Annotated in this window: 29 protein-coding genes and 1 pseudogene; 14 read left to right on the top strand and 16 right to left on the bottom strand. The window is 62.1% G+C overall.

What is annotated here, in order from left to right:
- Positions 1 to 49: 49 nt before the first annotated feature.
- A complete protein-coding gene (locus tag M729_RS0110505; RefSeq protein WP_024503502.1) occupies positions 50 to 1,462 on the bottom strand; it encodes a circularly permuted type 2 ATP-grasp protein in 1,413 nt (470 codons plus the stop codon).
- A 171-nt stretch (positions 1,463 to 1,633) separates the two neighbouring features.
- Complete coding sequence (locus M729_RS0110500) at positions 1,634 to 1,870, bottom strand: Lrp/AsnC family transcriptional regulator (RefSeq protein WP_010909609.1); 237 nt, start codon at positions 1,868 to 1,870, stop codon at positions 1,634 to 1,636.
- A 264-nt stretch (positions 1,871 to 2,134) separates the two neighbouring features.
- Between M729_RS0110500 and M729_RS0110495 the strand changes: the two genes are divergently transcribed.
- A complete protein-coding gene (locus M729_RS0110495; RefSeq protein ID WP_013531820.1) occupies positions 2,135 to 2,554 on the top strand; it encodes a DUF4864 domain-containing protein in 420 nt (139 codons plus the stop codon).
- Between the two features lie 4 nt (positions 2,555 to 2,558).
- Here the strand turns inward: M729_RS0110495 and tgt are convergent, their stop codons facing one another.
- The 7 genes from tgt to coaD form a co-directional block, all read right to left on the bottom strand.
- Positions 2,559 to 3,689, bottom strand: coding sequence for a tRNA guanosine(34) transglycosylase Tgt (gene tgt, locus M729_RS0110490; RefSeq protein WP_024503503.1), 1,131 nt, complete (start codon positions 3,687 to 3,689; stop codon positions 2,559 to 2,561).
- Positions 3,682 to 3,951: a hypothetical protein gene (locus M729_RS0110485; protein WP_013531822.1), complete on the bottom strand. Its 270-nt coding sequence runs from the start codon at positions 3,949 to 3,951 to the stop codon at positions 3,682 to 3,684. Before M729_RS0110485 ends, tgt begins: the two co-directional genes overlap by 8 nt.
- On the bottom strand, positions 3,941 to 5,029 hold the full coding sequence (gene queA, locus M729_RS0110480) for a tRNA preQ1(34) S-adenosylmethionine ribosyltransferase-isomerase QueA (RefSeq protein WP_027161526.1): 1,089 nt from the start codon (positions 5,027 to 5,029) through the stop codon (positions 3,941 to 3,943). Before queA ends, M729_RS0110485 begins: the two co-directional genes overlap by 11 nt.
- Positions 5,029 to 5,478 carry a DMT family transporter gene (locus tag M729_RS0110475; RefSeq protein WP_013531824.1) on the bottom strand — a complete coding sequence of 150 codons (450 nt, stop codon included), beginning with the start codon at positions 5,476 to 5,478 and terminating at the stop codon, positions 5,029 to 5,031. Before M729_RS0110475 ends, queA begins: the two co-directional genes overlap by 1 nt.
- Positions 5,479 to 5,490: 12 nt before the next feature.
- Positions 5,491 to 6,003, bottom strand: coding sequence for a peptidylprolyl isomerase (locus tag M729_RS0110470; protein WP_027161525.1), 513 nt, complete (start codon positions 6,001 to 6,003; stop codon positions 5,491 to 5,493).
- A gap of 40 nt (positions 6,004 to 6,043) precedes the next feature.
- Positions 6,044 to 6,538 carry a peptidylprolyl isomerase gene (locus tag M729_RS0110465; protein WP_244506973.1) on the bottom strand — a complete coding sequence of 165 codons (495 nt, stop codon included), beginning with the start codon at positions 6,536 to 6,538 and terminating at the stop codon, positions 6,044 to 6,046.
- Positions 6,539 to 6,647: 109 nt separating this feature from the next.
- Positions 6,648 to 7,148 (bottom strand): pantetheine-phosphate adenylyltransferase, encoded by a 501-nt coding sequence (gene coaD, locus M729_RS0110460; RefSeq protein WP_027161523.1) that lies wholly within the window; start codon positions 7,146 to 7,148, stop codon positions 6,648 to 6,650.
- Positions 7,149 to 7,470: 322 nt separating this feature from the next.
- Here coaD and M729_RS1000000137055 point away from each other — a divergent pair, with 322 nt between their 5' ends.
- Complete coding sequence (locus M729_RS1000000137055; RefSeq protein WP_084652595.1) at positions 7,471 to 7,623, top strand: hypothetical protein; 153 nt, start codon at positions 7,471 to 7,473, stop codon at positions 7,621 to 7,623.
- Between the two features lie 69 nt (positions 7,624 to 7,692).
- Here M729_RS1000000137055 and gyrA read toward each other — a convergent pair whose 3' ends face one another.
- Both gyrA and M729_RS0110445 read right to left on the bottom strand, forming a co-directional pair.
- Entirely contained in the window at positions 7,693 to 10,494 is a 2,802-nt protein-coding gene (gyrA, locus tag M729_RS0110450; RefSeq protein WP_013531829.1) for a DNA gyrase subunit A, read from the bottom strand.
- Positions 10,495 to 10,714: 220 nt separating this feature from the next.
- Positions 10,715 to 11,536, bottom strand: coding sequence for an AraC family transcriptional regulator (locus M729_RS0110445; protein ID WP_027161522.1), 822 nt, complete (start codon positions 11,534 to 11,536; stop codon positions 10,715 to 10,717).
- Between the two features lie 86 nt (positions 11,537 to 11,622).
- On the opposite strand from M729_RS0110445, the gene M729_RS0110440 reads away from it, so the two are divergent.
- Positions 11,623 to 12,153, top strand: a complete 531-nt coding sequence (locus tag M729_RS0110440; RefSeq protein WP_027161521.1) for a hypothetical protein — start codon at positions 11,623 to 11,625, stop codon at positions 12,151 to 12,153.
- A gap of 160 nt (positions 12,154 to 12,313) precedes the next feature.
- On the top strand, positions 12,314 to 12,943 hold the full coding sequence (locus tag M729_RS0110435) for a MarC family protein (RefSeq protein WP_013531832.1): 630 nt from the start codon (positions 12,314 to 12,316) through the stop codon (positions 12,941 to 12,943).
- Positions 12,944 to 12,976: 33 nt separating this feature from the next.
- On the opposite strand, the gene M729_RS0110430 is transcribed toward M729_RS0110435, so the two are convergent.
- Together M729_RS0110430 and M729_RS0110425 are read right to left on the bottom strand one after the other, a co-directional pair.
- Positions 12,977 to 13,402 carry an OsmC family protein gene (locus tag M729_RS0110430; RefSeq protein WP_027161520.1) on the bottom strand — a complete coding sequence of 142 codons (426 nt, stop codon included), beginning with the start codon at positions 13,400 to 13,402 and terminating at the stop codon, positions 12,977 to 12,979.
- A 135-nt stretch (positions 13,403 to 13,537) separates the two neighbouring features.
- Positions 13,538 to 14,059 (bottom strand): single-stranded DNA-binding protein, encoded by a 522-nt coding sequence (locus tag M729_RS0110425; protein ID WP_027161519.1) that lies wholly within the window; start codon positions 14,057 to 14,059, stop codon positions 13,538 to 13,540.
- A gap of 407 nt (positions 14,060 to 14,466) precedes the next feature.
- On the opposite strand from M729_RS0110425, the gene M729_RS1000000139195 reads away from it, so the two are divergent.
- The 10 genes and pseudogenes from M729_RS1000000139195 (at position 14,467) to M729_RS0110380 (ending at position 23,259) form a co-directional block, all read left to right on the top strand.
- Entirely contained in the window at positions 14,467 to 14,661 is a 195-nt protein-coding gene (locus M729_RS1000000139195; RefSeq protein ID WP_245267552.1) for a cupin domain-containing protein, read from the top strand.
- A 44-nt stretch (positions 14,662 to 14,705) separates the two neighbouring features.
- Complete coding sequence (locus M729_RS0110415) at positions 14,706 to 15,020, top strand: metalloregulator ArsR/SmtB family transcription factor (RefSeq protein WP_013531836.1); 315 nt, start codon at positions 14,706 to 14,708, stop codon at positions 15,018 to 15,020.
- Positions 15,017 to 15,505 (top strand): SRPBCC domain-containing protein, encoded by a 489-nt coding sequence (locus M729_RS0110410; RefSeq protein ID WP_027161518.1) that lies wholly within the window; start codon positions 15,017 to 15,019, stop codon positions 15,503 to 15,505. The genes M729_RS0110415 and M729_RS0110410 overlap by 4 nt, the downstream gene beginning before the upstream one ends.
- 20 nt (positions 15,506 to 15,525) lie before the next feature.
- Positions 15,526 to 16,131, top strand: a complete 606-nt coding sequence (locus tag M729_RS0110405; RefSeq protein ID WP_027161517.1) for an ATP-dependent Clp protease proteolytic subunit — start codon at positions 15,526 to 15,528, stop codon at positions 16,129 to 16,131.
- Positions 16,132 to 16,219: 88 nt separating this feature from the next.
- On the top strand, positions 16,220 to 16,516 hold the full coding sequence (locus M729_RS0110400; RefSeq protein ID WP_027161516.1) for a hypothetical protein: 297 nt from the start codon (positions 16,220 to 16,222) through the stop codon (positions 16,514 to 16,516).
- Between the two features lie 714 nt (positions 16,517 to 17,230).
- The gene (uvrA, locus tag M729_RS0110395) at positions 17,231 to 20,152 is read left to right on the top strand and encodes an excinuclease ABC subunit UvrA (RefSeq protein ID WP_027161515.1); all 2,922 of its coding nucleotides are present in this window, start codon (positions 17,231 to 17,233) and stop codon (positions 20,150 to 20,152) included.
- A gap of 30 nt (positions 20,153 to 20,182) precedes the next feature.
- Positions 20,183 to 20,652: pseudogene (locus tag M729_RS1000000137050) on the top strand (GNAT family N-acetyltransferase).
- A 26-nt stretch (positions 20,653 to 20,678) separates the two neighbouring features.
- The gene (locus M729_RS0110390) at positions 20,679 to 21,485 is read left to right on the top strand and encodes a DUF72 domain-containing protein (protein WP_027161514.1); all 807 of its coding nucleotides are present in this window, start codon (positions 20,679 to 20,681) and stop codon (positions 21,483 to 21,485) included.
- Between the two features lie 239 nt (positions 21,486 to 21,724).
- Positions 21,725 to 21,982, top strand: coding sequence for a hypothetical protein (locus M729_RS0110385; RefSeq protein WP_027161513.1), 258 nt, complete (start codon positions 21,725 to 21,727; stop codon positions 21,980 to 21,982).
- Between the two features lie 125 nt (positions 21,983 to 22,107).
- Positions 22,108 to 23,259 carry a GGDEF domain-containing protein gene (locus M729_RS0110380; RefSeq protein ID WP_027161512.1) on the top strand — a complete coding sequence of 384 codons (1,152 nt, stop codon included), beginning with the start codon at positions 22,108 to 22,110 and terminating at the stop codon, positions 23,257 to 23,259.
- Between the two features lie 44 nt (positions 23,260 to 23,303).
- Here the strand turns inward: M729_RS0110380 and M729_RS1000000137045 are convergent, their stop codons facing one another.
- From M729_RS1000000137045 to urtD, 3 genes are all read right to left on the bottom strand, one after another.
- On the bottom strand, positions 23,304 to 23,480 hold the full coding sequence (locus M729_RS1000000137045) for a hypothetical protein (protein ID WP_013531844.1): 177 nt from the start codon (positions 23,478 to 23,480) through the stop codon (positions 23,304 to 23,306).
- Positions 23,481 to 23,749: 269 nt separating this feature from the next.
- Positions 23,750 to 24,445, bottom strand: coding sequence for an urea ABC transporter ATP-binding subunit UrtE (urtE, locus tag M729_RS0110370; protein WP_013531845.1), 696 nt, complete (start codon positions 24,443 to 24,445; stop codon positions 23,750 to 23,752).
- Between the two features lie 69 nt (positions 24,446 to 24,514).
- Positions 24,515 to 25,261: an urea ABC transporter ATP-binding protein UrtD gene (gene urtD / locus M729_RS0110365; protein WP_013531846.1), complete on the bottom strand. Its 747-nt coding sequence runs from the start codon at positions 25,259 to 25,261 to the stop codon at positions 24,515 to 24,517.
- Between the last annotated feature and the right edge of the window lie 5 nt (positions 25,262 to 25,266).

Here is a 25,266-nt window from a genome sequence, read left to right as displayed (position 1 = left end):
GTCCCTCTATTTCCGCTACTGACTACTGACTATTCCCTACTCACTCGTCTCAATCATCCAACACCCAAGTATCTTTCGTCCCGCCGCCCTGCGACGAGTTCACAACCAGCGAACCTTCCTTCAACGCGACGCGTGTGAGGCCCCCAGGCACGATCTGGATGCGGTCGGAGACCAGCACATAGGGCCTGAGATCGACGTGGCGCGGCGCCAGCCCTTTTTCCGTCAGGATCGGGCATGTCGACAGCGCCAGCGTCGGCTGGGCAATATAATTCGATGGCTTGGCCGCCAACTTCTTGGCGAAGGTCTCGCATTCCTTCTTGGTTGCCGCAGGCCCGACCAGCATGCCATAGCCGCCGGAACCGTGCACTTCCTTGATCACCAGTTCGTCGATGTGTTCGAGCACGTATTTCAGGCTGTCGGGCTCCGAGCAGCGCCAGGTCGGAATGTTGCCCAGGATTGCCTTGCGACCGGTGTAGAACTCGATGATCTCGGGCATGTAGGAATAGATCGCCTTGTCGTCGGCGATGCCGGTGCCCGGCGCATTGGCGATGGTGATGTTGCCGGCGCGATAGACATCCATGATGCCGGGTATGCCAAGTGCGGAATCCGGACGGAACGTCAACGGGTCGAGGAAAGAATCATCGACGCGGCGGTAGAGCACATCGATCTGCTTGTAGCCTTCCGTCGTGCGCATCGCGACATGGCCGTCGACCACGCGCAGGTCCTGGCCTTCGACCAGTTGCACGCCCATCTGGTCGGCAAGGAAGGCGTGTTCGAAATAGGCGGAATTGAAGCTGCCGGGCGTCAGCACCGCAATGGTCGGCGCACCTTTGGTGCTTTGCGGCCGCACCGCCGCCAGCGACTGGCGCAGAAGCTGCGGGTAGTTTTCCACCGGCCGCACCTTGATCTTCTGGAACAGCTCGGGGAACAGCTGCATCATCGTCTCGCGGTTCTCCAGCATGTAGGAGACGCCGGACGGCGTGCGCGCATTGTCCTCCAGCACGTAGAACTCGTCCTCCGAGATGCGGACGATGTCGACGCCGATGATGTGGGTATAGACGCCGGCCGGCGGCCTGACCCCGATCATCTCCGGCAGGAATGCCTCATTCCTGGCGATCAATTCCCTGGGTACGCGCCCTGCCCGCAGGATTTCCTGGCGATGGTAGATGTCGTCGAGGAAGGCGTTCAGCGCCTGCACGCGCTGCTCGATGCCCTGCGTGAGGCGCCGCCATTCATTGCCTGAAATGATGCGGGGAACGATGTCGAACGGGATCAGCCGCTCGGAGGCTTCTTGCTCACCATAGACGGCGAAGGTGATGCCGGTCTTGCGGAAGACGCGTTCAGCGTCCTGCATCTTCTCGGTCAGCCTGGCTGGATCCTGCTCCTTCAGCCAGCGATCATACGCCGAATACGGTCTTCTCAATCCGGAGACTTCCGGAAGCATTTCATCGAACGCTGCCAATCGCATACTCCCCTGTGACGCCATTTCACTGGCGTCGCCGGAGAAAATCAAGCGCAATCGGTGATTTGAGAGATACGGGCGATCAGTATGTTGCGCCTGCCTAAAATTGAGGCAGCTGAAATATGACCTTGATCAGCCTTTGCCTCGTGCCCGGGCAAATGCGTTTACCAGCTAGAAAGCACGGAACGTGACGACGGTGAACGTGTCCTTGATGCCGGGGAGAATCTGCACCTTTTCGTTGACGAAATGGCCGACGTCTTCCTCGTCGTCGACATAGAATTTGGCGAGCAGATCGTAGTTGCCGGCGGTGGAGTAGATTTCCGAGGCGATCTCGGCATCGGCAAGCGCGCTGGCAACCTCATAGGATTTGCCGAGCTCGCATTTGATCTGCACGAAAAACGCCTTCATGGCTTCGTCCCGCTAAACGTCCAAGTCCAGCGGCCCTTCTGGCAGACTGGAGGCGGGCTTTCAAGCGCTGGAATCCGTACTCTGCCGGCCCAGGCCTGGGCTGCGACCTGCCGCAGCTCTCCGCCAGCATGCAACCTGCCGCCGAGCGCCAGCGATTATTCGCGATCGCTGAAACCGCGATGCGCTGCCAAGCGTATGTTATGATGCGTCTTCGGACAGCACCATTTCAAGGGAAGATGTTTCGCGGGACAACGGAGACAGGCCATGCGCCGCGCCTTTTTCGCATTCGCAGTCGTTCCATTCCTCTGGGTGTCGTCGGCATTGGCCGGCGATGCCGAGATCAAGGCAGGCCAGTCCGTCATCGACGGTCAGCTAAAGGCCCTCATCGCCAATGACGGCGCCACCGCCTACAGCTTCGCCGCCCCGAATGTGAAGCGGATCTTCCCGACCGTCGATGCCTTCATGAACATGGTGACCAACGGCTATCCGCCGGTGCGCAAGCCGCAGACTTATTCCTTCGGCAAGGTCGAGGAGACCGGTCCGGGTTCGATCGTCCAGCAGGTGCTGATCGTCGGCCCCGATGGCAAGGATTACGAGGCGGTCTATACGCTGCAGCAGCAGCCCGACGGCACGTTCCAGATCACCGGCTGCAGCCTGCGCGCCTCGAATTCGCTCAGCACTTGAGGCCTTACAGCAACGGGATATCGCCCCTCGCCCAGCCCTCGGTGATTTCGGCGCCGCGCGCCTCGAAGGTGCCAGCCTCGATCGCAGCGCGGATGTCCTGCATCAGTTTCTGGTAGTAGGACAGGTTGTTCCACGTCAAAAGCATGGCGCCGAGCGCTTCCTGCGAGCGCACCAGATGATGCAGATAGGCGCGTGAGTAGTCCCGGGCGGCCGGGCAGTCGCTTTCCTCGTCCAGTGGGCGCGGATCGTCAGCATGGCGGGCGTTGCGCAGATTGACCTTGCCGCGCCTTGTATAGGCGAGGCCGTGGCGGCCGGCCCGTGTCGGCATCACGCAGTCGAACATGTCGATGCCGCGCGCCACCGATTTCAGGATATCGTCAGGCGTGCCGACGCCCATCAGATAGCGCGGTTTGTCCGCCGGCAGCTCCGGACAGGTGATGTCGAGCATCTCGAGCATCACCGCTTGCGGTTCGCCGACGGCCAGGCCGCCGACCGCATAGCCCTTCAACTCCATCGCGCTCAGCGCCTGCGCCGATCGCACCCGCAGCGCTGCGTTGTCGCCGCCTTGCACGATGCCGAACATCGCCTTGCCCGGCTGGTCGCCGAACGCCGTCTTGCAGCGCTCGGCCCAGCGCAGCGACAGCTCCATGGCGCGCTCGATCTCCTTCATTTCGGCCGGCAGCGCCGTGCATTCGTCGAGCTGCATCTGGATATCGGAATCGAGCAGTCCCTGGATCTCGATGGACCGCTCCGGCGACATCTCGTAGGCGGCGCCATCGATATGCGAGCGGAAGGTGACGCCCTTTTCGGTCAGCTTTCTCAGCTTCGACAGCGACATGACCTGGAAACCGCCACTGTCGGTCAGGATCGGATGCGGCCAGCGGGCGAATTCATGCAAGCCGCCGAGCCGCGCCACACGCTCGGCGCCTGGCCGCAGCATCAGATGGTAGGTGTTGCCAAGGATGATGTCGGCGCCGACGCCGCGCACCTGGTCCATATACATCGTCTTGACGGTACCGCCGGTGCCGACCGGCATGAAGGCCGGCGTGCGGATTTCGCCGCGCGGCATGTCGATCACGCCGCGCCGCGCCTTGCCGTCGATTGCCAGAACCTTGAAGCTGAACTGCTTAGCCATTGAATTCCTTGTCGTGGACCGGGGCGTCCGGCGCCTGCTTGTCGAGCGACTGGCGGTAGTGGATGCAGCCGCGCATGAATTTTGGCCAGGGCGGCACGGCGATCGATGGTTCGGTCTTCTCCGGCAGGAGGTCCCACAGATCGGGGTGATGCCAGCACAATTCATGGCCGGTGGAATCGCGGTGCTGGCGAATGCCGGCGCGCAGTTTTTTCACTTCCGCGATCAGCGCATCGCGGTCAAAGGCTTGCAGATCATCGTCCATCGCTCGTCTCCGCTCGATAAAGCAGGCTTGCGTCTCCATAGGAGTAGAACCTGTAACGGTTCGCGATCGCATGCGCATAGGCCGCGCGCATCGTGTCGAGGCCACTGAAGGCCGAAACCAGCATGAACAGCGTCGAGCGCGGCAGATGGAAATTGGTCATCAGCATGTCGGCGGTGCGAAAACGGTAGCCGGGCGTGATGAAGATATCGGTCGGGCCGGACCACGCAGCCAGAGTACCGTCCTCACGCGCCGCACTCTCCAGCAGACGCAGCGAGGTCGTGCCGACAGCAACGATGCGCCCGCCCCTTGCTCTTGCGGCATTCAGGGCGTCCGCAGTGGCTTCGCTGACCGACCCGGTCTCGGCATGCATCTTGTGGTCGGCGGTGTCGTCCGCCTTCACCGGCAGGAACGTACCGGCGCCGACATGCAAGGTGACGAAGCGGCGTTCGACGCCTTTGGCGTCAAGCGCTTCAAAAAGCTCCGGCGTGAAATGCAGGCCCGCTGTCGGAGCCGCGACGGCGCCTTCCTCGCTTGCATAGATGGTCTGGTAATCGGCCCGGTCGCGTTCGTCGTCGTCGCGTTTCGAGGCGATATAGGGCGGCAGCGGAATATGGCCTACCGCGTGCAGCGCCTCGTCGAGGAACGGCCCCGACAGGTCGAAGCCAAGCAGCGCCTCGCCGCCCTCGCCTTTCTCAATCACCGTGGCGTCGAGATGACCGAGGAAACAGGAATTGCCGTCATGGCCGAAATGGATGCGGTCGCCGGCGGCAATGCGCTTGCCCGGCCTCATGAAGGCCAGCCAGCGGTCCGGCGCCATGCGCATATGCAGCGTGGCTTCGACCTGCGCCGTCGCCTCGCCCCGCCGCCTTATGCCTTTGAGCTGCGCCGGAATGACTTTGGTGTCGTTGAACACCAGCACGTCGCCGGCCCTGAGCAAGGACGGCAGGTCGCCAACCGTCCGGTCCTCGAGCCCTTCGCCGGGCTTGACCAGAAGCATCTTGGCGCTGTCACGCGGCTGCGCCGGGCGGAGCGCGATGCGCTCCTCCGGCAGCTCGAAGTCAAAGAGATCGACGCGCATCAGTAGAGCCGGACGAGCAGCGCTCCGGCCAAGAGCAGCACCGCGCCGGCAACGCGTCCCAGCGAGATTTCACGCACCGCGACGCCGAGGAAGCCGACGCGGTCGATGAGCATGCCGGCCAGCAACTGGCCGGCGACCAGAAACGCCATCAGCGCGGCAGCACCTATGCGTGGCGTCAGGATCGTCGACAGCGTGACATAGAAACCGCCGAGCATGCCGCCGGCCACGAACAGCCAGGGCGCCGGCGCTTTCCAGTCGAGCGAGATGCCTTGCAGCTTCACCACCGTAACGGAGATGATGCCGAGCACGATCGCGCCCGACAGGAACGAAAACGCAGCCGCCGCGACCGGGAGACCCAGGCCGCGCGCCAGCTGCGAATTGATTGGCGCCTGAATGGCAATGAAGGCGCCGGACAGGATGCCGAGAAGCGACCAGACGACGCCCATCATTGTCGTTTGCCCTTACTTGACGTCGGCCGCGACCTTCAGCGACACGATCTTGTCGGGATCCTGCACCGGCTCGCCGCGCTTGATCTTGTCGACATTGTCCATGCCTTCGATGACCTGGCCCCAGGCCGTGTATTGGCGGTTGAGGAAGGCGGCGTCGTCGAAGCAGATGAAGAACTGCGAATTGGCCGAGTTCGGGTTCTGCGAACGGGCCATCGAGCAGGTGCCGCGGCCATGGTTGGCGTTGGAAAATTCGGCCTTCAGGTCCGGCTTCTCAGAGCCGCCCATGCCCGCGCGGGACGGCGCGAAGGAAGGCTTGCTCGAATTGCCGAACTTGACGTCGCCGGTCTGGGCCATGAAGCCTTCGATGACGCGGTGGAAGACCACGCCGTCATAGGCGCCTTCCCTAGCCAGTTCCTTGATGCGGGAGACGTGGCCCGGCGCCAGGTCGGGGAAAAGTTCGATGACGACCGTGCCCTTGGTCGTTTCCATGATGAGCGCGTTCTCGCGGTCCTTGATTTCGGCCATGTCGGATATCCTTTTGAGAAAACAGAGTTATTTGACAATTTTACTTGTCTGCGGCGATGCGCACCTTGATCATCCGGTCGGGGTCGGAGACCGTGCCGTTATCCGCCTGGTCGCCCTTCTTGATGTGATCCACCAGTTCCATGCCGCTGACGACATTGCCGACGATGGTGTACTGGCCGTCGAGCGGCGGTGCCGGAGCGAACATGATGAAGAACTGCGAATTGGCCGAATTGGGGTCCTGCGAGCGGGCCATGCCGACCACGCCGCGCTTGTAATGTTCGGTCTGCGAGAATTCGGCCGGCAGGTCGGGCAGGTCGGAACCGCCGGTGCCGACGGCCTCGGCGCTGAAACCCTTTTTCATATTGCCGAACTTGACGTCGCCGGTCTGCGCCATGAAGCCGTCTATGACGCGGTGGAAGGCGACGTTGTCATAGGCGCCTTGGCGCACCAGCTTCTTGATCTGCTCGACATGCTTTGGCGCCAGATCGGGCCGAAGCGCAATGGTGACGTCTCCATCCTTCAGCGTGATGATCATGGTGTTTTCCGGGTCGGCGGCGAAGGCCGAGACCGATGCGGTCACAAGGCCGGCAAGCACAACGAGGAACGAGGCGAGCTTTTTCAGCTGCATATCTATCTCCGGAATCTTATTTCGCGAATTTGGCGGTGAGCGCACCGGCAACCGCCGCCGGCACGAAGGGGCGGATGTTGCCTCCCATAGAGGCAATCTGGCGGACAAGTGTGGCGGTAATGGTGCGCACGGACGGGCTGGCGGGCAGAAAAACCGTCTGCAACTCAGGTGCCATAGTCTCGTTCATGCCGGCCATCTGCATCTCATAGTCGAGGTCGGTGCCGTCGCGCAGGCCGCGGATCATGATCGAGGCGCCGTGCTTCCTGGCGGCGTCGATGACCAGCCCGTCGAAGGCGACGACCTTGATACGGGCACCATCGCTGCCGAATTCCGTCTTCGTCGCCGTCTCGATCAGCTTCACCCGCTCCTCGAAGGAAAACAGCGGCTGCTTGCCCGGATGGATGCCGATCGCCGCATAGACGATGTCGGCCACGGCCAGCGATGCCTTCAGCACATCGAGATGGCCGTTGGTCAGCGGGTCGAAGGAGCCGGCATAGAGGGCAATGCGTTCGGTCATGGCAGGTGCTTCTAATGCATGATCCCAAAAAGTGGAAACCGGTTTTTGCGGACAAACGGTTTTTCGTTTGTCCTAGAGATCATGCTCAAATGAAAGCTAGAGCCTGTTCCATCTTCCGTCCACCAAGATGGAACAGGCTCTAGCGAGCCTCTCTCGCAAAGGCAAATCCGATCGGCGCGCCGGCCGTGAACCTTTTCCGGCACATGAACGACAGATGAACACGCTGATCACGAAGCCTTCACGCAGCGTTCACTAGGTTGCACCTTAATTAGATGAAACCAAAATCCCATCTATCCGTTGTTAGGCGCAGGAGAACACGCACATGCTGATCTACATCCTCGCCACCGCAATGACCGTCGCCATGCTGATCGCCACCGTATTTGGGCTGCATCAGGAGGCACAACGCATCCGCGTCAAGGCAAACACCAAGCGCTTCGAAGGCTTCGGCCCGCGTAAGCCATATCGCCACTACTGATAAAGCCTGAACTTGCTGCCGCGCCGGCCAGTTGGCCGGCGTTGCCATGTCACAACGTGGGTGCCGGACTTAGTCCGCACCCTCCGGACCGGCGTCAGACGCCGCAGCGGCATCGGCACCGCCCTCGACGGTCTCTTCGCTTTCTTCGTCCGCTTGCGGTTCAGAGATCCGCTCGACCGAAACCACCTTTTCGCCTTCAGCCGTGTTGAAGATGGTCACGCCCTTGGTGGCGCGGCTGGCGAAACGAATGCCGTTGACCGGCACCCGGATGACGGTGCCGCCGTCCGACACCAGCATGATCTGGTCGTCATTGCCGACCGGGAAGGTCGCCACCAGCCTGCCAATCTCGGCCGCCTTCGACACGTCGGTGGCGCGGATGCCCTTGCCGCCGCGTCCGGTCAGCCGGAAATCATAGGACGACGAACGCTTGCCGTAGCCGAATTCGGTCACCGTCAGCACGTACTGTTCGTGCGCCTTGAGTTCTTCGTATCGGCTGTCGGAAAGCTCTGTCTCCTCGCCGATCTCCTCATTGGTCAGCGCGATCTCTTCCTCTTCTCCGGCCGTTTCCGTGGCAAGCCGCCGCTCCGCCGCCGCGCGCTTCAGGTAAGCGGCGCGTTCCGCCGGCGAAGCATCGACATGCTCGATCACCGACATCGAGATGATGCGGTCGGTCTCGGCCATGGTTATGCCGCGCACACCGACCGAATTGCGGCTCTGGAAGACGCGCACGTCGCCGACGGAGAAGCGTATGCACTGGCCGGAACTGGCGGTCAGCAGCACGTCGTCCTTGTCGGTGCAGGTTTCGACGCCGAGGATCTCGTCGCCTTCTTCCTCCAGCTTCATGGCGATCTTGCCGTTGCGGTTGACCTGGACGAAGTCGGATAGATCGTTGCGGCGCACGGTGCCGCGCGTGGTGGCGAACATGACGTAGAGTTCGCCCCAGCTGGCCTCGTCCTCGGGCAGCGGCATGATGGTGGTGATGCGCTCGCCCTGCTCCAGCGGCAGCATGTTGATCAGCGCCTTGCCGCGTGACTGCGGATTGCCGATCGGCAGCCGCCAGACCTTTTCCTTGTAGACGATGCCGCGCGAGGAGAAGAACAGCACCGGCGTATGGGTGTTGGCGACGAACAGCCGGGTGACGAAATCCTCTTCCTTGGTCGACATGCCGGAGCGGCCTTTGCCGCCGCGGCGCTGCGCCCGGTAGAGCGACAGCGGCACGCGCTTGATGTAGCCGGAATGGCTCACCGTCACGACCATGTCTTCGCGCTGGATCAGATCCTCGTCTTCCATGTCCGAACCGCCGTCGGTAAGCTCGGTGCGGCGCGGCGTGCCGAACTCGTCGCGCACGGCGGCAAGCTCGTCCTTGACGATCTGCTGGACGCGCGCGCGGGAAGACAAAATGTCCAGATAATCGATGATTTCGGCGCCGATCGTGTTCAACTCGTCGGCGATCTCGTCGCGGCCGAGCGCGGTCAGGCGCTGCAGGCGCAGCTCGAGGATGGCGCGCGCCTGCTCCTCGGACAGATTGTAGGTACCGTCCTCGTTGATCCGGTGGCGTGGGTCATCGATCAGGAGGATCAGAGATTCCACGTCGCCAGAGGGCCAGCGCCGCTCCATCAACTGCTCACGCGCCGTCTGCGGATCCGGCGCGGTGCGGATCAGCTTGATGACTTCGTCGATGTTGGCGACTGCGATAGCGAGACCGACCAGCACATGGGCGCGATCGCGCGCCTTGCGCAGCAGGAACTTCGTCCGCCTTGTGATCACCTCCTCGCGGAAGGCGACGAAAGCCTTCAGCATATCGGTCAGGTTCATCACTTCCGGCTTGCCGCCATTCAGCGCCACCATATTGGCGCCGAAAGAGGTCTGCAGTGGCGTGAAGCGGTAGAGCTGATTGAGGATGACGTCGGCAACGGCGTCGCGCTTCAGCTCGATGACGACCCGGTACCCCTGGCGGTCGCTCTCGTCGCGGATATCGGAAATGCCCTCGATGCGCTTGTCGCGCACCAGTTCAGCCATCTTCTCGATCATCGACGACTTGTTCACCTGGTAGGGAACTTCGGTGATGATGATGGACTCGCGGTCGTTGCCGCGCTGTTCGATGTTGACGCGCCCGCGCATGACGATGGAGCCGCGGCCGGTCGAATAGGCGCTGTAAATGCCCGAACGGCCAAGCACGATGCCACCGGTCGGGAAATCCGGCCCCGGAATGATCTCCATCAGCGCCGGCAGGTCGATCGCCGGATTGTCGATGATGGCGATGGCGCCATTGCAGACTTCACCGAGATTGTGCGGCGGGATGTTGGTCGCCATGCCGACGGCGATGCCGCCCGAGCCATTGACCAGAAGGTTGGGAAAACGTGCCGGCAGAACCTTCGGTTCGCTGCCGGAAGCATCATACGTGTCCTGGAAATCGACGGTATCCTTGTCGATATCCTCCAGGAGCTCGTGCGCGACCTTGGTCAGCCGCGCTTCCGTGTAGCGCATCGCCGCAGGCGGATCGCCGTCGATGGAGCCGAAATTGCCCTGCCCGTCGATCAACGGAACGCGCAACGACCAGTCCTGCGCCATGCGCACCAAGGCGTCATAGATGGAAGCATCGCCATGCGGATGGTATTTACCCATCACGTCGGCGACAGGACGCGCCGACTTCACATATTTGCGGTTCCAATGGTAGCCGCTCTCATGGGCGGCGAAGAGAATGCGGCGATGCACCGGCTTCAGGCCGTCGCGCACGTCCGGCAGCGCACGGCTGACGATCACGCTCATGGCGTAATCGAGATAGGAGCGCTGCATCTCCTCGACGATGGATATCGGCTCGATGCCGGTGGGGCCGCCGTCGGCGCCGCGCGGTGTCTTCTGGTCGGTCAAATCGGATCACAATCTAATCAGGAATCACTTGGTGCTTATATAGGAAGCAAGCCCGAAACTCCAACCTTCACGGCACTTTTCCAGTGTCATTTTTGATGGTAATTTCAAATGGATACCGATGATTGCGACGATATGGCCAAGGCGGTTTTCACCGCCCTGACGCAAAAGCCTGCGTGTCTGCCTTGCGGTGCACCGGGCCGATTCACCAAGCAGAAACGACCTATGCGCCAGGGCGGCTGCGATACTGGCTTGGCGTCTGCCCCATGATCCGCCGAAAACGACGATTGAAGGTCGACAGATCGCTGAAGCCAGCGCCGAAAGCGATCGCGGAAACCGTATCGTCCGACATGCGTAGCCGCACCGCGGCCCTGTGCAATCGCGTCCTGAGCAGGAATTGGTAGGGGGTCATGCCCGCCACCTGCCGGAAGATGCGCAGGAAATGATACGGACTGGTCGCCGTCCCATCGGCAAGCGCTGAAAGGGAAACCGGCCCCTCGGCATCGAGTTCGATCCACCGCACTGCCTCGGCCACCCGCTTCTGGTCGCGGCGGCTCGGCGCGCGGCTGACATGCATAGCGCCAGAGGCTGTGGCCACGGCAGCACCGGCCATGCGGAGGGAAAGTTCCTCGAAGGCGTCGATGTCGGCCGTCTCGCGCGCGGTCTCCGCCTCGGCCAGGAGTGGCGCCAGGACCGGCAAAGGCGGCAGGCGCGCCGCCTCGAAAGCCAGCTTCCTGGCGCCCGGCACGCCAGCCGCGATCCGCTCCATGTAGGACGGCCTGAAATGGAACGAGAGGCAACGATCGCCGCCGCCATGCTCGTGCCCGCATTCGTAACATGTGCCGGGATTGCCGAGCAGGAGCGCGCCGGGCGCCAGCATCGCCGTTCCTTGTTGGGCGCGGTAGCGGAACGTGCCGCTGGTGACTGCAGCCACACAGAAATCCTGATGCGCCTCCTCGAACGGCCGGCCGGCGCCGGCCGTGCAGATCACATCCGTCACATGCCAACCGGCTCCGGATGCGAGACTATGCGTGGTCGTCGTCATGGTCGAAATATAGCAATTTTTCCCAAGCCCAGAACCCCGTAACCGCCTATTCCCTCCCAGTCTCCTGACAAGAAGAGGCCACAACCATGTTCGATCAATCTTCGTTTGCCGATGCTCTGCATAGCCCCGGACCGATCGAAGGCCTTGCCGAAAAACTGAGCCTTTACGGCCGCTTCGTCGGCGCCTGGACTTTCGAGGCCTCGCGCCACCTCGAGGACGGAACGGTGCTGACAGGGCATGGCGAGGTGCATTTCGGCTGGGTGCTGGAAGGCCGGGCGATCCAGGACGTCTGGATCCTGCCCGCGCGGGACACTGGTTCCCAGCCCTCGCTCGGCAAATGGACTTTCTATGGCACGACGCTGCGCGTCTATGATCCCGGCGCGGATGCCTGGCACATCTTCTGGAGCGACCCGCGCAACCAGTATTTCAGCCGCCAGCTCGGCCGCGCCGAGGGCGACACGATCGTGCAAGTGGGCACCGACGGCACCGGCAGCTCAGTACGCTGGGGCTTTTCACGCATCACCGAAAACGCCTTCCGATGGCTGGGCGAGCGCTCGCATGACAATGGCGCGACATGGCGGCTGGAGGTCGAGTTCCTGGCGCGCCGAGCGGTTTGATCGCCGAAGAATGCAGCAGCCCGGAATAAAAGCGTCGCGACCCTTTGCGCCCTCCGCTGTCCCGCCGGCATCAACCACTTTCTCACGAACAGTTCCCACCGAACGGGCTTTGCTCTACCAATTGTCCTGGTACGGGCACGGCCCGGCGGGAGGGTCAGAGATGCCGAGTTTCGACAGCCTGTTCAACGCGTTCGTCACCATTCTCGTGACCATCGATCCGCCCGGCCTGGCGCCGCTGTTCCTCGCCGTGACGCGCGGCATGAACCGCGAGGAGCGCCAGCAGGTTTCCGTCCGCGCCTCGATCATCGGTTTCCTGGTGATGGCGCTGTTTGCGGTTGCAGGCGCCTCGATCCTGTCGGTGTTCGGCATCACGCTGCCGGCCTTCCGCGTCGCCGGCGGTTTCCTGCTGTTCTTCATCGCCTTCGAAATGGTGTTCGAGCGCCGGCAGGACCGCAAGGAAAAGATCGGCGACGTCGCCATCACCAAGGACATGATCCACAACATCGCCGCCTTCCCGCTGGCAATCCCGCTGATCGCGGGTCCCGGCGCCATTTCGGCAACTGTGCTGCTCTCAGGTTCCTTTCAAGGCTTTGCGGCGCAGGCGGCGCTGGTCGGCATCATCTTCGTCTGCCTTGCCATCACCTATCTGGTGTTCGTGCTGTCGGAACGCATAGACCGCATCCTCGGCCAGACCGGCCGCTCGATCCTGACCCGCCTGCTCGGCGTCATCCTGGCAGCACTGGCCGTGCAATTCGTCGCCGACGGCATCAAGGCGCTGATAGCGGGCTGACAGGCTGACGCGGCGAGAATCTCAAAGCCGGCTCTATCTCGCCGTTGTGTCGACGACCTCGAAATCGTGGGTAATCGTGGCGGTCTTGGCAAGCATCGCGGAGGCCGAGCAATATTTTTCGATCGAAAGGTCGATCGCGCGTTTCACCTTGTCGCTGGAGAGTTGCCTGCCCTTGACGACGAAATGCATATGAATGCGGGTGAACATTCTTGGCTCGGTTTCCGCCCGGTCGGCCTCGAGCTCGACCACGCAGTCCTCGACCGCCTCGCGCCCCTTTTCGAGGATGTGCACGACATCATAGGCCGAACAGCCGCCGGTGCCGATCAGCACCAGCTCCATCGGGCTCGGTCCCGGCGTCCTGCCTTCCGGTCCGGGCGCGGTTCCCAGCACCAGTTTGTGGCCGCTACCGGACTCGCCGACGAAAGTGCGTTCCTCGACCCATTTTACGCGTGCTTTCATCGAACTCGTCCTTCGCCATATTTCGTTGATCGCCATGTCGGCGTTCAGTTCGACAATGCAAAACCCCGAAAGTCCATGAGGGACTCTCGGGGCGCAATGTTTGACTTAAGCCAAAAACAACATCTGCTGTTGCGATCAGAACGGGATTTCGTCGTCCAGTTCGCGCGACGAACCGCCACCGCCGCCGCTCTTGGCACCGCCACCACCGCGATTGAAGCCTTCGCTCGGGCTGGACTGGCCGAAATCGGAACCACGGCTGCTGCCGCCACCGGCATAGCCGCCGACTTGGCCGCCTTCACCCTGCCCGCGCGCGTCTAGCATCTGCAGCTCACCGCGGAATTTCTGCAGCACGACTTCCGTCGTGTACTTGTCGGCGCCGGTCTGGTCCTGCCATTTGCGCGTCTGCAACTGGCCCTCGACATAGACCTTCATGCCCTTCTTCAAATACTGCTCCGCCACCTTGGCGATGCCCTCATTGAAGATGACGACGTTGTGCCATTCGGTCTTTTCCTTGCGCTCGCCGGAATTCTTGTCACGCCAGCTTTCCGACGTCGCAACGCGAATGTTGACGACCGGCTCGCCCGAGTTGAGGCGACGGATTTCGGGATCCGCGCCGAGGTTGCCGACCAAAATGACCTTGTTGACGCTACCCGCCATGATATTTCTCCGCGCTCATCCGAAACAATTTTTTTTGTCGCAGCACCTTACAGGCTGCAGGCGTCAGCCGCTTGCCGCGGCTGCCTTTACCCACAAGGTTTTTGTTCCCTGTTCGTTCTATGGTGCAGATGACGTTCTGTCAATGTTTGTCAGCAAGATGTAGTGTCCCGGCCGGAAATTTCCATGAAATCGGATCTGACCGGGGGCGATCAAATGAAGTCTGTCGCACATGAGGACCAGCAGCGCTAGCAATGGCGAGCAGGTGTGGAAACACGCATGCATGTGTCGGCCAGCAATGGTGCATCGCAACTTTGCATATTCGAGCAATGGGTCGAGCCCACGGTCGGCGCTCCAACGCATTGGCATCCCGTGGAGGAAGTGCTGACCGTTATCGCCGGTAGGCTGAGATGTGGATCGACGATGAGCATACAGTCGTGACATCGGGCCAGTCTCTCGTTGTCCCCGCGAACAGGAAACACGGGTTCAAGAACGCCGGCACTGGAACGCTTCACATCCACGCCGTCCTTGCGTCGCCGATTTTCGAGGCCACGTTCGATGGGCCTGCCGGAATGGTGAGACGCTGGCTTCCGACAATCTCGTAAAACAGTGCTTGCCAAATCAATAAGTATTCACTTATGCTTTTGACATGATCGAAGCAGAGATTTTTCGTGCACTGGCCGACCCGACGCGACGCGCCGTCTTTGAGCGGCTGGCCGCAGGCGAGATGAGCGTGTCGGAATTGCGCACCGGTATGACGGTGTCGCAGCCCGCGGTGTCGCAGCATCTGGCGGTGCTGCGTGGCGCCGGCCTGGTGGTCGAGCGGCGAGCCGGCCGCAACGCCTATTACCGCGCCGATCCGCAGGGGCTCGCTCCCTTGCTCTCCTGGATCGAACGCTACCGCACTTTCTGGCCGGAACGCATCGAAAGGCTGAAGGCGGTTTTGAAGGACATGGATCAATGAAGAAGGCGGGATCAACGACCAACGAGGGCCAAATCGACGCCGCGGATGCGCTCGAGTTCGAGTACGACCTTGCCGAGCCGCCGGAAAAGGTCTGGCGGGCCCTGACCGTGCCGGAATTGCTCGCCGCCTGGATGATGCCCAACGACATGAGACCCGAGATCGGCAACCGTTTTGCCTTCGCCGGGACGGGCGCGCCGATCGAATGCGAAATCCTCGACGCCGAACCCGAGAAGTTGCTGCGCTATTCCTGGCGGGAGCAGCCGGGCGACGCAGCCAGGCAGGATCCGCTCGACAGTACCGTCACCTTCACACTTGCCCGGACCGTTTCCGGCGGCACGCATCTGCGTGTCGTCCATGACGGCTTTGCGCGCAAGGCCATGCCTGCCATCGCCATGGCAGGCGCCGGCTGCCGTCTTTCGCTCGGTTTGCGCGCAATTGGAAAGCCCATCGCCGCGAACGCACCGCGCCTTCTGCGCGCGGCATAATAGAAAATCGGAGAAGAAAAATGAGCGGTGTTGCCAGTCTGGTGCCGATGGTCATCGAGCAATCGAGCCGCGGCGAACGCGCCTTCGACATCTTTTCGCGGCTGCTGCGCGAGCGCATCATCTTCATCAACGGTGAGATCAACGACGACATCTCGGCGCTGGTCTGCGCGCAGCTTTTGTCGCTGGAATCGGACAATCCGGACAAGGAGATCTCGCTCTACATCAACTCGCCGGGCGGCGTGGTGACCAGCGGCTTCGCCATCTACGACACGATGCAATATATCAGCTGTCCGGTGTCGACCGTATGCATGGGCTTTGCCGCTTCGATGGGCTCGTTCCTGCTGATGGCAGGCTCACCGGGGCGCCGGATTTCCCTGCCGAACGCCACCATCCTGCTGCATCAGCCGCTGGGCGGGTTCCAGGGCCAGGCCTCCGACATCCAGCGCCATGCCGAGCGCATCGGCAGGACGAAACGGCACATGACCGAGCTCTACGCGCAGCATTGCGGCCGTACCTATGAAGAGGTCGAGCGCACGCTGGACCGCGACCACTTCATGACCGCCCGCGAGGCGCAGGCATGGGGCATCGTCGACCATGTTTTCGACACGCGCAAAAAGGCGGCGTAAGCCAGGGCCGGAGCGGAGTCCGGCCGGCTGTCGAAGATTTGACGATGCCGGTCTGGTTCCATCGGCGGCGCGCCACTATAGTCCTGGGATGACCGACACTCATCCCTCCAGACCACTGCGTCCCGTCATCGCCGTCATGGTGCTCGCTGTTGCCAGCCTCGTGGGCGGCGCGGCTCTTGCAGAGGACAGTTCGCCGTCGACGCAAAAAAGCGCCCTGCCCGGCGTGACCGGCGACTACCGCATCGCCAAGCCGGCTCCCGAGCCGGACGATGCGCTGCCGGCCGGCGAGAACGGCACATTCAAGATCGGCGATACGGATGTCAGGATTTCCGGCAGCATCACCGTCGATGTCGGCGCCGGCTCGATCGGGCCGCCGCGTCACTGAGTGCGCGCGGACGCGTCACTGAGTGCGCGCGGAAATGAGCGTTCCCCACATAAAACGGCCCCGCCGTGCCTTGGGCAAACGGACGGGGCCTTCTGGATCTCAAATCCAACTTTGCCGGGAGTGTACTGCCGGCGTTTGATTTCGGATGCACCGCGGCGTTCGGCCGACGATCCGACTAGCAGTCTCTGATTTTTAGGGGATATGGCAGGTCACGGTTTGCCGGGTGGCGCAGACGCTAAACCCTGGCACTTATGCCTGCCGCGGCTCCAGTGACAACTGGAACCCTAGGGGACGATCCGGTGGCGTCATAGCTCCGCTCCTCTGTCCGTTGCGATTGTTGTCAATTCGAAGCACAAATCGCAAATGCCTGCGGCGTCTCGCAGGCCGCCTTTGGGCGGCGAGGCCATCGAAAGACGGCCGGCTTCGTTGACTTCCGGAGACTGCGCTCCTGGGTTGCCCGCGTCAACCATCAATAGCCGGTTACCGAAAAACGTGATCGCCGGGAGGTTACGTACAAGTCAGTTTTTGCACAGCTTTGTCAGGAGCGTGTTCGGCCTTTGTTCTTTCCGCTTGCCCGTTCACGCGAAAGACGCTTAAACGCTTTTGTCGGGAATTGTGGCGTCTCTCGACGTGGCGGCAAAACTACCTACATAGGGGATGGCCGGGAAAACCCGCCATTCCAGGAAATTCCAGATTCTGAGGCGGCGACCGGCTATGGCCGACCATAAATATCTTTCCATTCGCGGGGCGCGCGAACACAATCTGAAGAATGTCGATCTCGACCTGCCGCGTGACAGCCTGATTGTCATGACCGGCCTGTCGGGGTCCGGCAAGTCATCGCTTGCCTTCGACACGATCTATGCCGAGGGCCAGCGCCGCTACGTCGAAAGCCTGTCGGCCTACGCGCGGCAATTCCTCGAAATGATGCAGAAGCCTGACGTCGACCAGATCGACGGCCTGTCGCCTGCCATTTCCATCGAGCAGAAGACCACATCGAAGAACCCGCGTTCGACGGTCGGCACCGTCACCGAGATCTACGATTACATGCGCCTGCTTTTTGCGCGCGTCGGCATCCCCTATTCGCCGGCCACCGGCCTGCCGATCGAGAGCCAGACGGTTTCGCAGATGGTCGACCGCGTGCTGGCGATCGAGGAAGGCACGCGCCTGTTCATCCTGGCGCCGATGGTGCGCGGCCGCAAAGGCGAATACCGCAAGGAATTGCTGGAACTGCAGAAGAAGGGCTTTCAGCGCGTCAAGGTCGACGGCGTCTTCTATGAGATCGCCGACGTGCCGGCGCTGGACAAGAAGTACAAGCATGACCTCGATGTCGTCGTCGACCGCATCGTCGTGCGCGGCGATCTCGCGACGCGGCTTGCCGATTCCATAGAAACGGCGCTGAAGCTGGCCGATGGGCTGGCGGTCGCCGAATTCGCCGACAAGCCGCTCGATTCCAGCCAGACCGGCGAGGATTCGGTCAACAAGTCGAAGAACGAGACGCATGAGCGCATCCTGTTCTCGGAAAAGTTCGCTTGCCCGGTCTCCGGCTTCACCATTCCGGAAATCGAACCGCGGCTGTTCTCGTTCAACAACCCGTTCGGCGCCTGCCCGACCTGCGACGGTCTCGGCAGCCAGCGCGCCATCGACGGCAATCTGATCGTGCCGGATGAAAACATCTCGCTGCGCGACGGCGCCGTCAGCCCGTGGGCGAAGTCGACCTCGCCCTATTACGCGCAGACGCTGGAGGCATTGGGCAAGGCCTATGGCTTCAAGCTCGGCGACAAGTTCAAGGATCTAACCGAAGAGGCCAAGGAAGCCGTCCTGCGCGGCACCGGCGAGCGCGAGATCACCTTCCAGTATGATGACGGCCTGCGCTCCTACAAGACGACGAAGACTTTCGAAGGCGTCATCCCCAATCTCGAGCGGCGCTGGAAAGAGACCGAATCCGCCTGGATGCGCGAGGAGATCGAGCGCTTCATGTCGGCCACACCCTGCCCGGTCTGCAAGGGCTATCGGCTGAAGCCCGAGTCGCTGGCGGTGAAGATCGCCGGCAGGCACATCGGCGAAGTCACCGAGCTTTCCATCCGCAAGGCCGACCAGTGGTTCACCGACCTGCCCGCGTCGCTCAACGACAAGCAGAACGAAATCGCGGTGCGTGTGCTCAAGGAAATCCGTGAACGGCTGCGCTTCCTCAACGATGTCGGGCTCGACTATCTGACGCTGTCGCGCAATTCCGGCACGCTGTCGGGCGGCGAGAGCCAGCGCATCCGGCTGGCATCGCAGATCGGCTCCGGCCTGACCGGCGTGCTCTATGTGCTGGACGAGCCGTCGATCGGCCTGCACCAGCGCGACAATGCGCGCCTGCTCGATACGCTGAAGCACCTGCGCGACATCGGCAACACGGTGATCGTCGTCGAGCATGACGAGGACGCCATCCTGCATGCCGACTATGTCGTCGACATGGGCCCGGCCGCAGGCATCCATGGCGGCGAGATCATCGCCCAGGGCACGCCGCAGCAGGTCATGGCCAATCCCAATTCGATCACCGGCAAATATCTGTCGGGCGCGCTCGAAGTGGCGACGCCCGGCGTGCGGCGGGAAGCGAAGAAGAACCGCCGCATCAAGATCGTCGGCGCGCGCGGCAACAATCTGAAGAACGTCACCGCCGAAATCCCGCTCGGCACCTTCACCGCCGTCACTGGCGTGTCCGGCGGCGGCAAGTCGACCTTCCTGATCGAGACGCTGTTCAAGGCCGCCTCGAGACGCATCATGGGCTCGCGCGAACATCCGGCCGACCACGACCGCATCGAGGGCCTCGAATTCCTCGACAAAGTCATCGACATCGACCAGTCGCCGATCGGCCGCACACCGCGTTCAAACCCGGCCACCTATACCGGCGCCTTCACGCCGATCCGCGACTGGTTCGCTGGCCTGCCGGAGGCCAAGGCGCGCGGCTATCAGCCGGGACGCTTCTCGTTCAACGTCAAGGGCGGCCGCTGCGAGGCCTGCCAGGGCGACGGCGTCATCAAGATCGAGATGCACTTCCTGCCCGACGTCTACGTCACCTGCGACGTCTGTCACGGCAAGCGCTATAACAGAGAGACGCTCGATGTCCTGTTCAAGGGCAAGTCGATCGCCGACGTGCTCGACATGACGGTCGAGGAAGGCGTCGATTTCTTCGCCGCCGTGCCCGGCGTGCGCGACAAGCTCGACACGCTGAAGCAGGTCGGCCTCGGCTACATCCATATCGGCCAGCAGGCGACAACGCTGTCCGGCGGCGAGGCGCAGCGCATCAAGCTCGCCAAGGAACTGTCGCGCAAGGCGACCGGCAAGACGCTCTACATCCTGGATGAGCCGACCACTGGCCTGCATTTCCACGACGTTGCCAAACTGCTGGAAGTGCTGCACGAACTGGTAGACCAGGGCAACACGGTGGTGGTCATCGAGCACAATCTCGAAGTGATAAAAACCGCGGACTGGGTGCTCGACCTCGGCCCCGAAGGCGGCGACGGCGGCGGCGAACTGGTCGCCTCCGGCACGCCGGAAGCCATCGTGCGCGAAAAGCGCAGCTACACCGGCCAGTTCCTCAAGGAGCTTCTGGAGCGACGTCCCGGAGGCAAACGCGAAGCGGCGGAGTGATCGACCGGTTGGCGCCTGGAGAGCTTTTGAATGACAATCAGAAGAGCGCTTGCCGGTGATCTCCAAACCGTCGTCTCGCTGACGGAAGCGGCCTATGCGCCTTACATCGCGCTGTTCGGCGCGCCGCCGATCCCGGTCACCGAGGACTATGCGCCGCGCATCGCGCGCGGCGAGGTCTGGTTGCTGGAAAGTGGCGGCGAGCTTGCCGGGCTGATCACGCTGGGGCGACATGACGACCACGCGATGATCTTCTCCGTCGCGGTCTCCCCCGACTTTCAAGGCAAGGGCTTCGGCATTGCGCTGCTGAAACACGCGGATGAGCAGACCCATCTCTGGGGTCTGCCAGAAGTGCGGCTCTACACCAACGCCAGGATGGAGCGGAACATTGCGCTCTATCTTGCCTATGGTTTCCACGAAACGGGTCGCCGGCCCAATCCCTACCGGCCAGGATGGTGCTCGTCGACATGGCCAAAACCGTCGATCAGATCACCGCGGCCTGATCTTTTTCTGCATTGGGAGGATGACAATGACCACATCGGGAACAATCCGCGCCGGCATGGGCGGCTGGACCTTCGAACCCTGGGATACGTCCTTCTATCCCGACAAGCTTTCCAAGGCCAAGCAGTTGAACTACGCCACTCGCCAGGTGCCGAGCATCGAGGTCAACGGCACTTACTATTCCAGCTTCAAGGAGCCGACCTTCGTCAAATGGGCCAGCGAGGCGCCGGACGGCTTTGTCTATTCGCTGAAGGGCAACCGCTTCGTCACCAACCGGCGCGTGCTGGGCGAGGCCGGCGAATCGATGATGCGCTTTCTTGGCTCCGGCGTGGCGGCGCTCGGCGAAAAGCTCGGGCCGATCCTGTGGCAGTTCGCACCGACCAAGAAATTCGATCCGGACGATTTCGAAGCCTTCCTGAAGCTGCTCCCGGAAAAGCAGGACGGCGTTGCGCTGCGCCATGCGCTCGAAGTCCGCAACGACAGTTTTGTCGTGCCGGAATTCGCAGCACTTGCCCGAAAATACAAGGCCGCGATCGTCTACGCCGACCATGCCAAATATCCTGATATCGCCGACATCACCGCCGATTTCGTCTACGCCCGACTGCAGACCGGCAGCGATGACAATCCCGACTGCTATACGCCGAAAGGCCTCGATGAATGGGCCGCGCGGGTAAAGACCTGGGCGCAAGGCAAGCAGCCGGCCGACCTGCGGCGCGCCGACCCCGCCACCGATGCGCCGGTCAAGCCGCGCGACGTGTTCGTCTACTTCATCACCGAGGGCAAAGTGCGCGCGCCGTTCGGAGCGATGGCGCTGATGAAGCGCGTGGCGGATTAGAGCGGCGAGCCTGCGGCGCTAACCTTCCGTTTAAGCGTCGAATTTCGCACTCTCGGGTCCGGTCCGGCAACTCCTGCCGGAACCTGCAGGGCAGGTTGACCGTTTTTGCTTCACTAGCGGCGACCGGGCGAGTGCCTCGCGTGGACGCGATAGGTTCGCTGTTCGCCGAAGACCAGAGGCCAGGCGCGCCCAACCGGCGGAATGCTGGCATCAGGCGAACCGGAAGAAAGCGAGGAAAGATGGCGATCATCCTCATCGGGGCGTTGCTCACTATCGCCGGCGTTGTGTACATGGCGGACGCCGTTCTCAGACGCGGGAAGCTCAGTGATCCGACGCCCGCAGCTTCGGACCGCCCGATGCCGAATCTCGCAACGTCCGGCCCGACGCTTGAGCCGCGACGGCGCGGATTAGGCTTCCTCGGCCTGTCACAGAATTGGCCGGGTCTGCTGATGATGGCGGTCGGCGTCATTCTGCTATTGTCGGTGCTGATCCCCTGACCCAATAACCCAAGGAATTACGGCATCTTCACCGCTGTCGTAACCTTATCGATACCTCCTTGCTGCATGAACCCAGTCAGGCCAAGTCGCAGAGCTGGAATCGCCGCCGGCAAGGAACGAGGGGCATGTCGCTCGACTACACTTCACTTCTCCTGGCTGTCGGTTTTTCCGCGGCCTGCCTGAGCCTGACATTGTTCGGCATGTGGCTGACCGCTCGCTCGGAGAAATTCCTGCTGACATGGGCGATCAGCCTGGTGTTCGTGGTCGGCGATATTTTTGTCTATGACACCTATATCGACATGCCCGGGCGCCTGCTGGGCATCGCCACGCTGGCTTTCCTCCTGCTCGGTTTCTCGACAATGCTAGGCGCGGCCTACCAGTTCAGAACCGGCGGCTCGCCAGTGCCCCGAACTGTACTTGGCAGCGCCATTTCGCTGGCCGTGACGTTGCCTCCCATGGCTCTAGGCTATGACGGGCTGGGCTTCATGTTCGAAAATGCCTTCGCCGCCTTGCTTCTGTTCGCAACGGCGGTCGAATACTGGAAGGGCCGCGACGAAGCCCCTGCCCTGACGATCGGTATCACCGCGCTCTATTCTGCCACGGCCGCATCCTTCGCTCTCTGCGCCATGGTTTTAGCCTTGGATGGAAAGCTGGTCCTTGGACATGCGCCAAGCAACTGGGCCGAGGAACTGAGCCTCATCATCGTCATCGCCAGCATGACCGGGATTGGAGCGCTTTCCCTGGCCCTGAATCAGGGACGCTTGGCCCGGCATCACCGCCACAATGCCCTGACCGACCCGCTGACCGGCCTGCTCAACCGCCGCGCCCTGTTCGACCTGCACGGCGATGCGCCGGTCGGCGCCTTCACGGCGGTGGTCGTCTTCGATCTCGACAACTTCAAGGCCATCAACGACGAATTCGGCCACGCCGCCGGTGATGAAGTGCTGAGGGTGTTTGCACGGGAACTCGCCAGCAATCGCCGCCCGGTCGACGTCGCCGCGCGCATGGGCGGCGAGGAGTTCGCGCTGGTGCTGAAGCGGACCTTGCCCGAAACGGTGGAGGCCACCGCCGAGGCCATACGGGCAGCTTTCGCCGCGCACCGCATCGAAACCGAGACAGGCTCGCTGATATGCACCGTCAGTGCCGGATTTGCTTTCGGCACCAAGGAAGGCCTCGGCTTCGACAAGGTGCTCAACGCCGCCGACAAGGCGCTCTACGACGCCAAGCGCGGAGGCCGTAACCGCGTCACCGCGTCTCCGTTCAGGCGCGCAAGCTAATCGCGCAACACCGGCCTCTGATCGTGGGGAGACGAATGCGGCTCCTAGGCCGCCATGACAATCTCATTGAAGGTATCGAGATCGACATAGAAGACCTTGGTGATCTCCTCGATCAGATCGTCGTAGTCGCAGCCCTGTGATCTCAAGATATTGATGGCAGCGATGATGTCGACGCGTTCGGTAAGCCGCCGCTTCTGGTAATCCTCGACGTAACGTTCCATGGCTGTCCTTTAGCCTGTGTGCCCAAACGCGTTTGAACGACAGAGATCGCAGGAGGGAAGCTAGGCAGCCTTGCTTGCGTGAAACTTGCCCGGCATTGGCCGTGGTCCTCGATCTGCGATAACCAGACTGATACGGAAGCGGCCGACTCACAAAGCCATGGAAAAGACTAGCACGCGATATTGAGCGTGCCAGAGACGCAGGTGATCGGATGGAGAAATATTGGACTTGGCAAGAACTTCGGATCGCCAACTGAAGTTCACCGCCAATTCTAGACGGTAAGGAACTTCCGCACATCAGCCCGGTCCAAATCTTCAGCCGGGCCGGTATGGACGATCACGCCCCGGTCCATGATGTTGACCTCGTCGGCGAGCTCGCGGCAGAAATCGAGATATTGTTCGACCAAAAGCACGGCGATGCCCGCCTGGTCGCGCAGATAGCGGATGGCGCGGCCGATGTCCTTAATGATCGACGGCTGTATGCCCTCGGTCGGTTCATCGAGCACGAGCAGTTTCGGCCGCATCACCAGCGCCCGCCCGATGGCGAGCTGTTGCTGCTGGCCGCCGGAAAGATCGCCGCCGCGACGGCCGAGCATCTGCTTCAGCACAGGGAACAATTCGAAGACATGCGCCGGAATGTTGCGGTCGGCTCGCCTCAGCGGCGCAAAGCCTGATTCCAGGTTCTCCCGCACGGTGAGCAGCGGAAAGACCTCCCTGCCCTGCGGTACGAATGCGATGCCCGACCGGGCGCGGTCATACGCCGCGCTCCGGTCGAGCGCCTTCCCCTCGAAGGCAACGCTTCCGCTCGTCAGCCGGTGGTGGCCGACGATCGATCTCATCAAACTGGTCTTGCCGACGCCGTTGCGGCCGAGCACGCAGGTGATCTTGCCGGCGCCCGCCTTCAGCGATACGCCGCGCAGCGCCTGGGCGGCGCCGTAGTGCAGCGTGGCATTGGAAACTTCGAGCATGTCAGCGCCGTCTCCAGAACCTGAGAAACGACAGATCGAAGTGATGGAACTGAACCCGCCAGACCATGCTCATCTCCCCAGATAGACTTCGACGACACGCTCGTCGGCCGACACGAAATCGAGTGTGCCTTCCGAGAGCACCGAGCCCTCGTGCAGGCAGGTGACCTTGACGCCGAGCTCGCGCACGAAATGCATGTCGTGCTCGACGACGATGACCGAATGGTCGCGGGCGATATCCTTGAGCAGCCGCGCGGTTTCCTCGGTCTCGGCATCGGTCATGCCGGCGACCGGCTCGTCAACCAGAAGCAGTTTCGGGTCCTGCGCCAAGAGCATGCCGATCTCCAGCCACTGCTTTTGCCCATGGCTGAGATTGGCCGCCAGTTCGTCACGCTTGTCGCCAAGCCGGATGATGCCGAGGATGTCATCGATCTGCCGCGTCTCGGCGGCCGAGCGGCGGTGAAACAGCGCCGGGAAGATCGAGCGAGGACCCTTCAGCGCCAGCATCAGGTTTTCCTCGATCGTGTGGCTTTCGAAGACGGTCGGCTTCTGAAATTTACGGCCAATGCCCATCATGGCGATCTCGGCCTCGTCGTGCTTGGTCAGATCGACTTGGCCGTCGAAGAACACTTCGCCCTCGTCGGGCCGCGTCTTGCCGGTGACGATGTCCATCATCGTCGTCTTGCCGGCGCCGTTGGGGCCGATGATGGCGCGCATCTCGCCCTTGTCGAGCACCAGCGACAGATTGTTGATGGCGCGAAAGCCGTCGAAGGAGACCGAGACGCCGTCGAGATAAAGGATCGTGTTCGACTTTGACATGGTCG

It is taken from the genome of Mesorhizobium sp. WSM1293 (assembly GCF_000513875.1).
In the GTDB taxonomy this organism is placed as follows: domain Bacteria; phylum Pseudomonadota; class Alphaproteobacteria; order Rhizobiales; family Rhizobiaceae; genus Mesorhizobium; species Mesorhizobium ciceri.
This window is presented reverse-complemented; position numbering and strand designations above follow the sequence as displayed.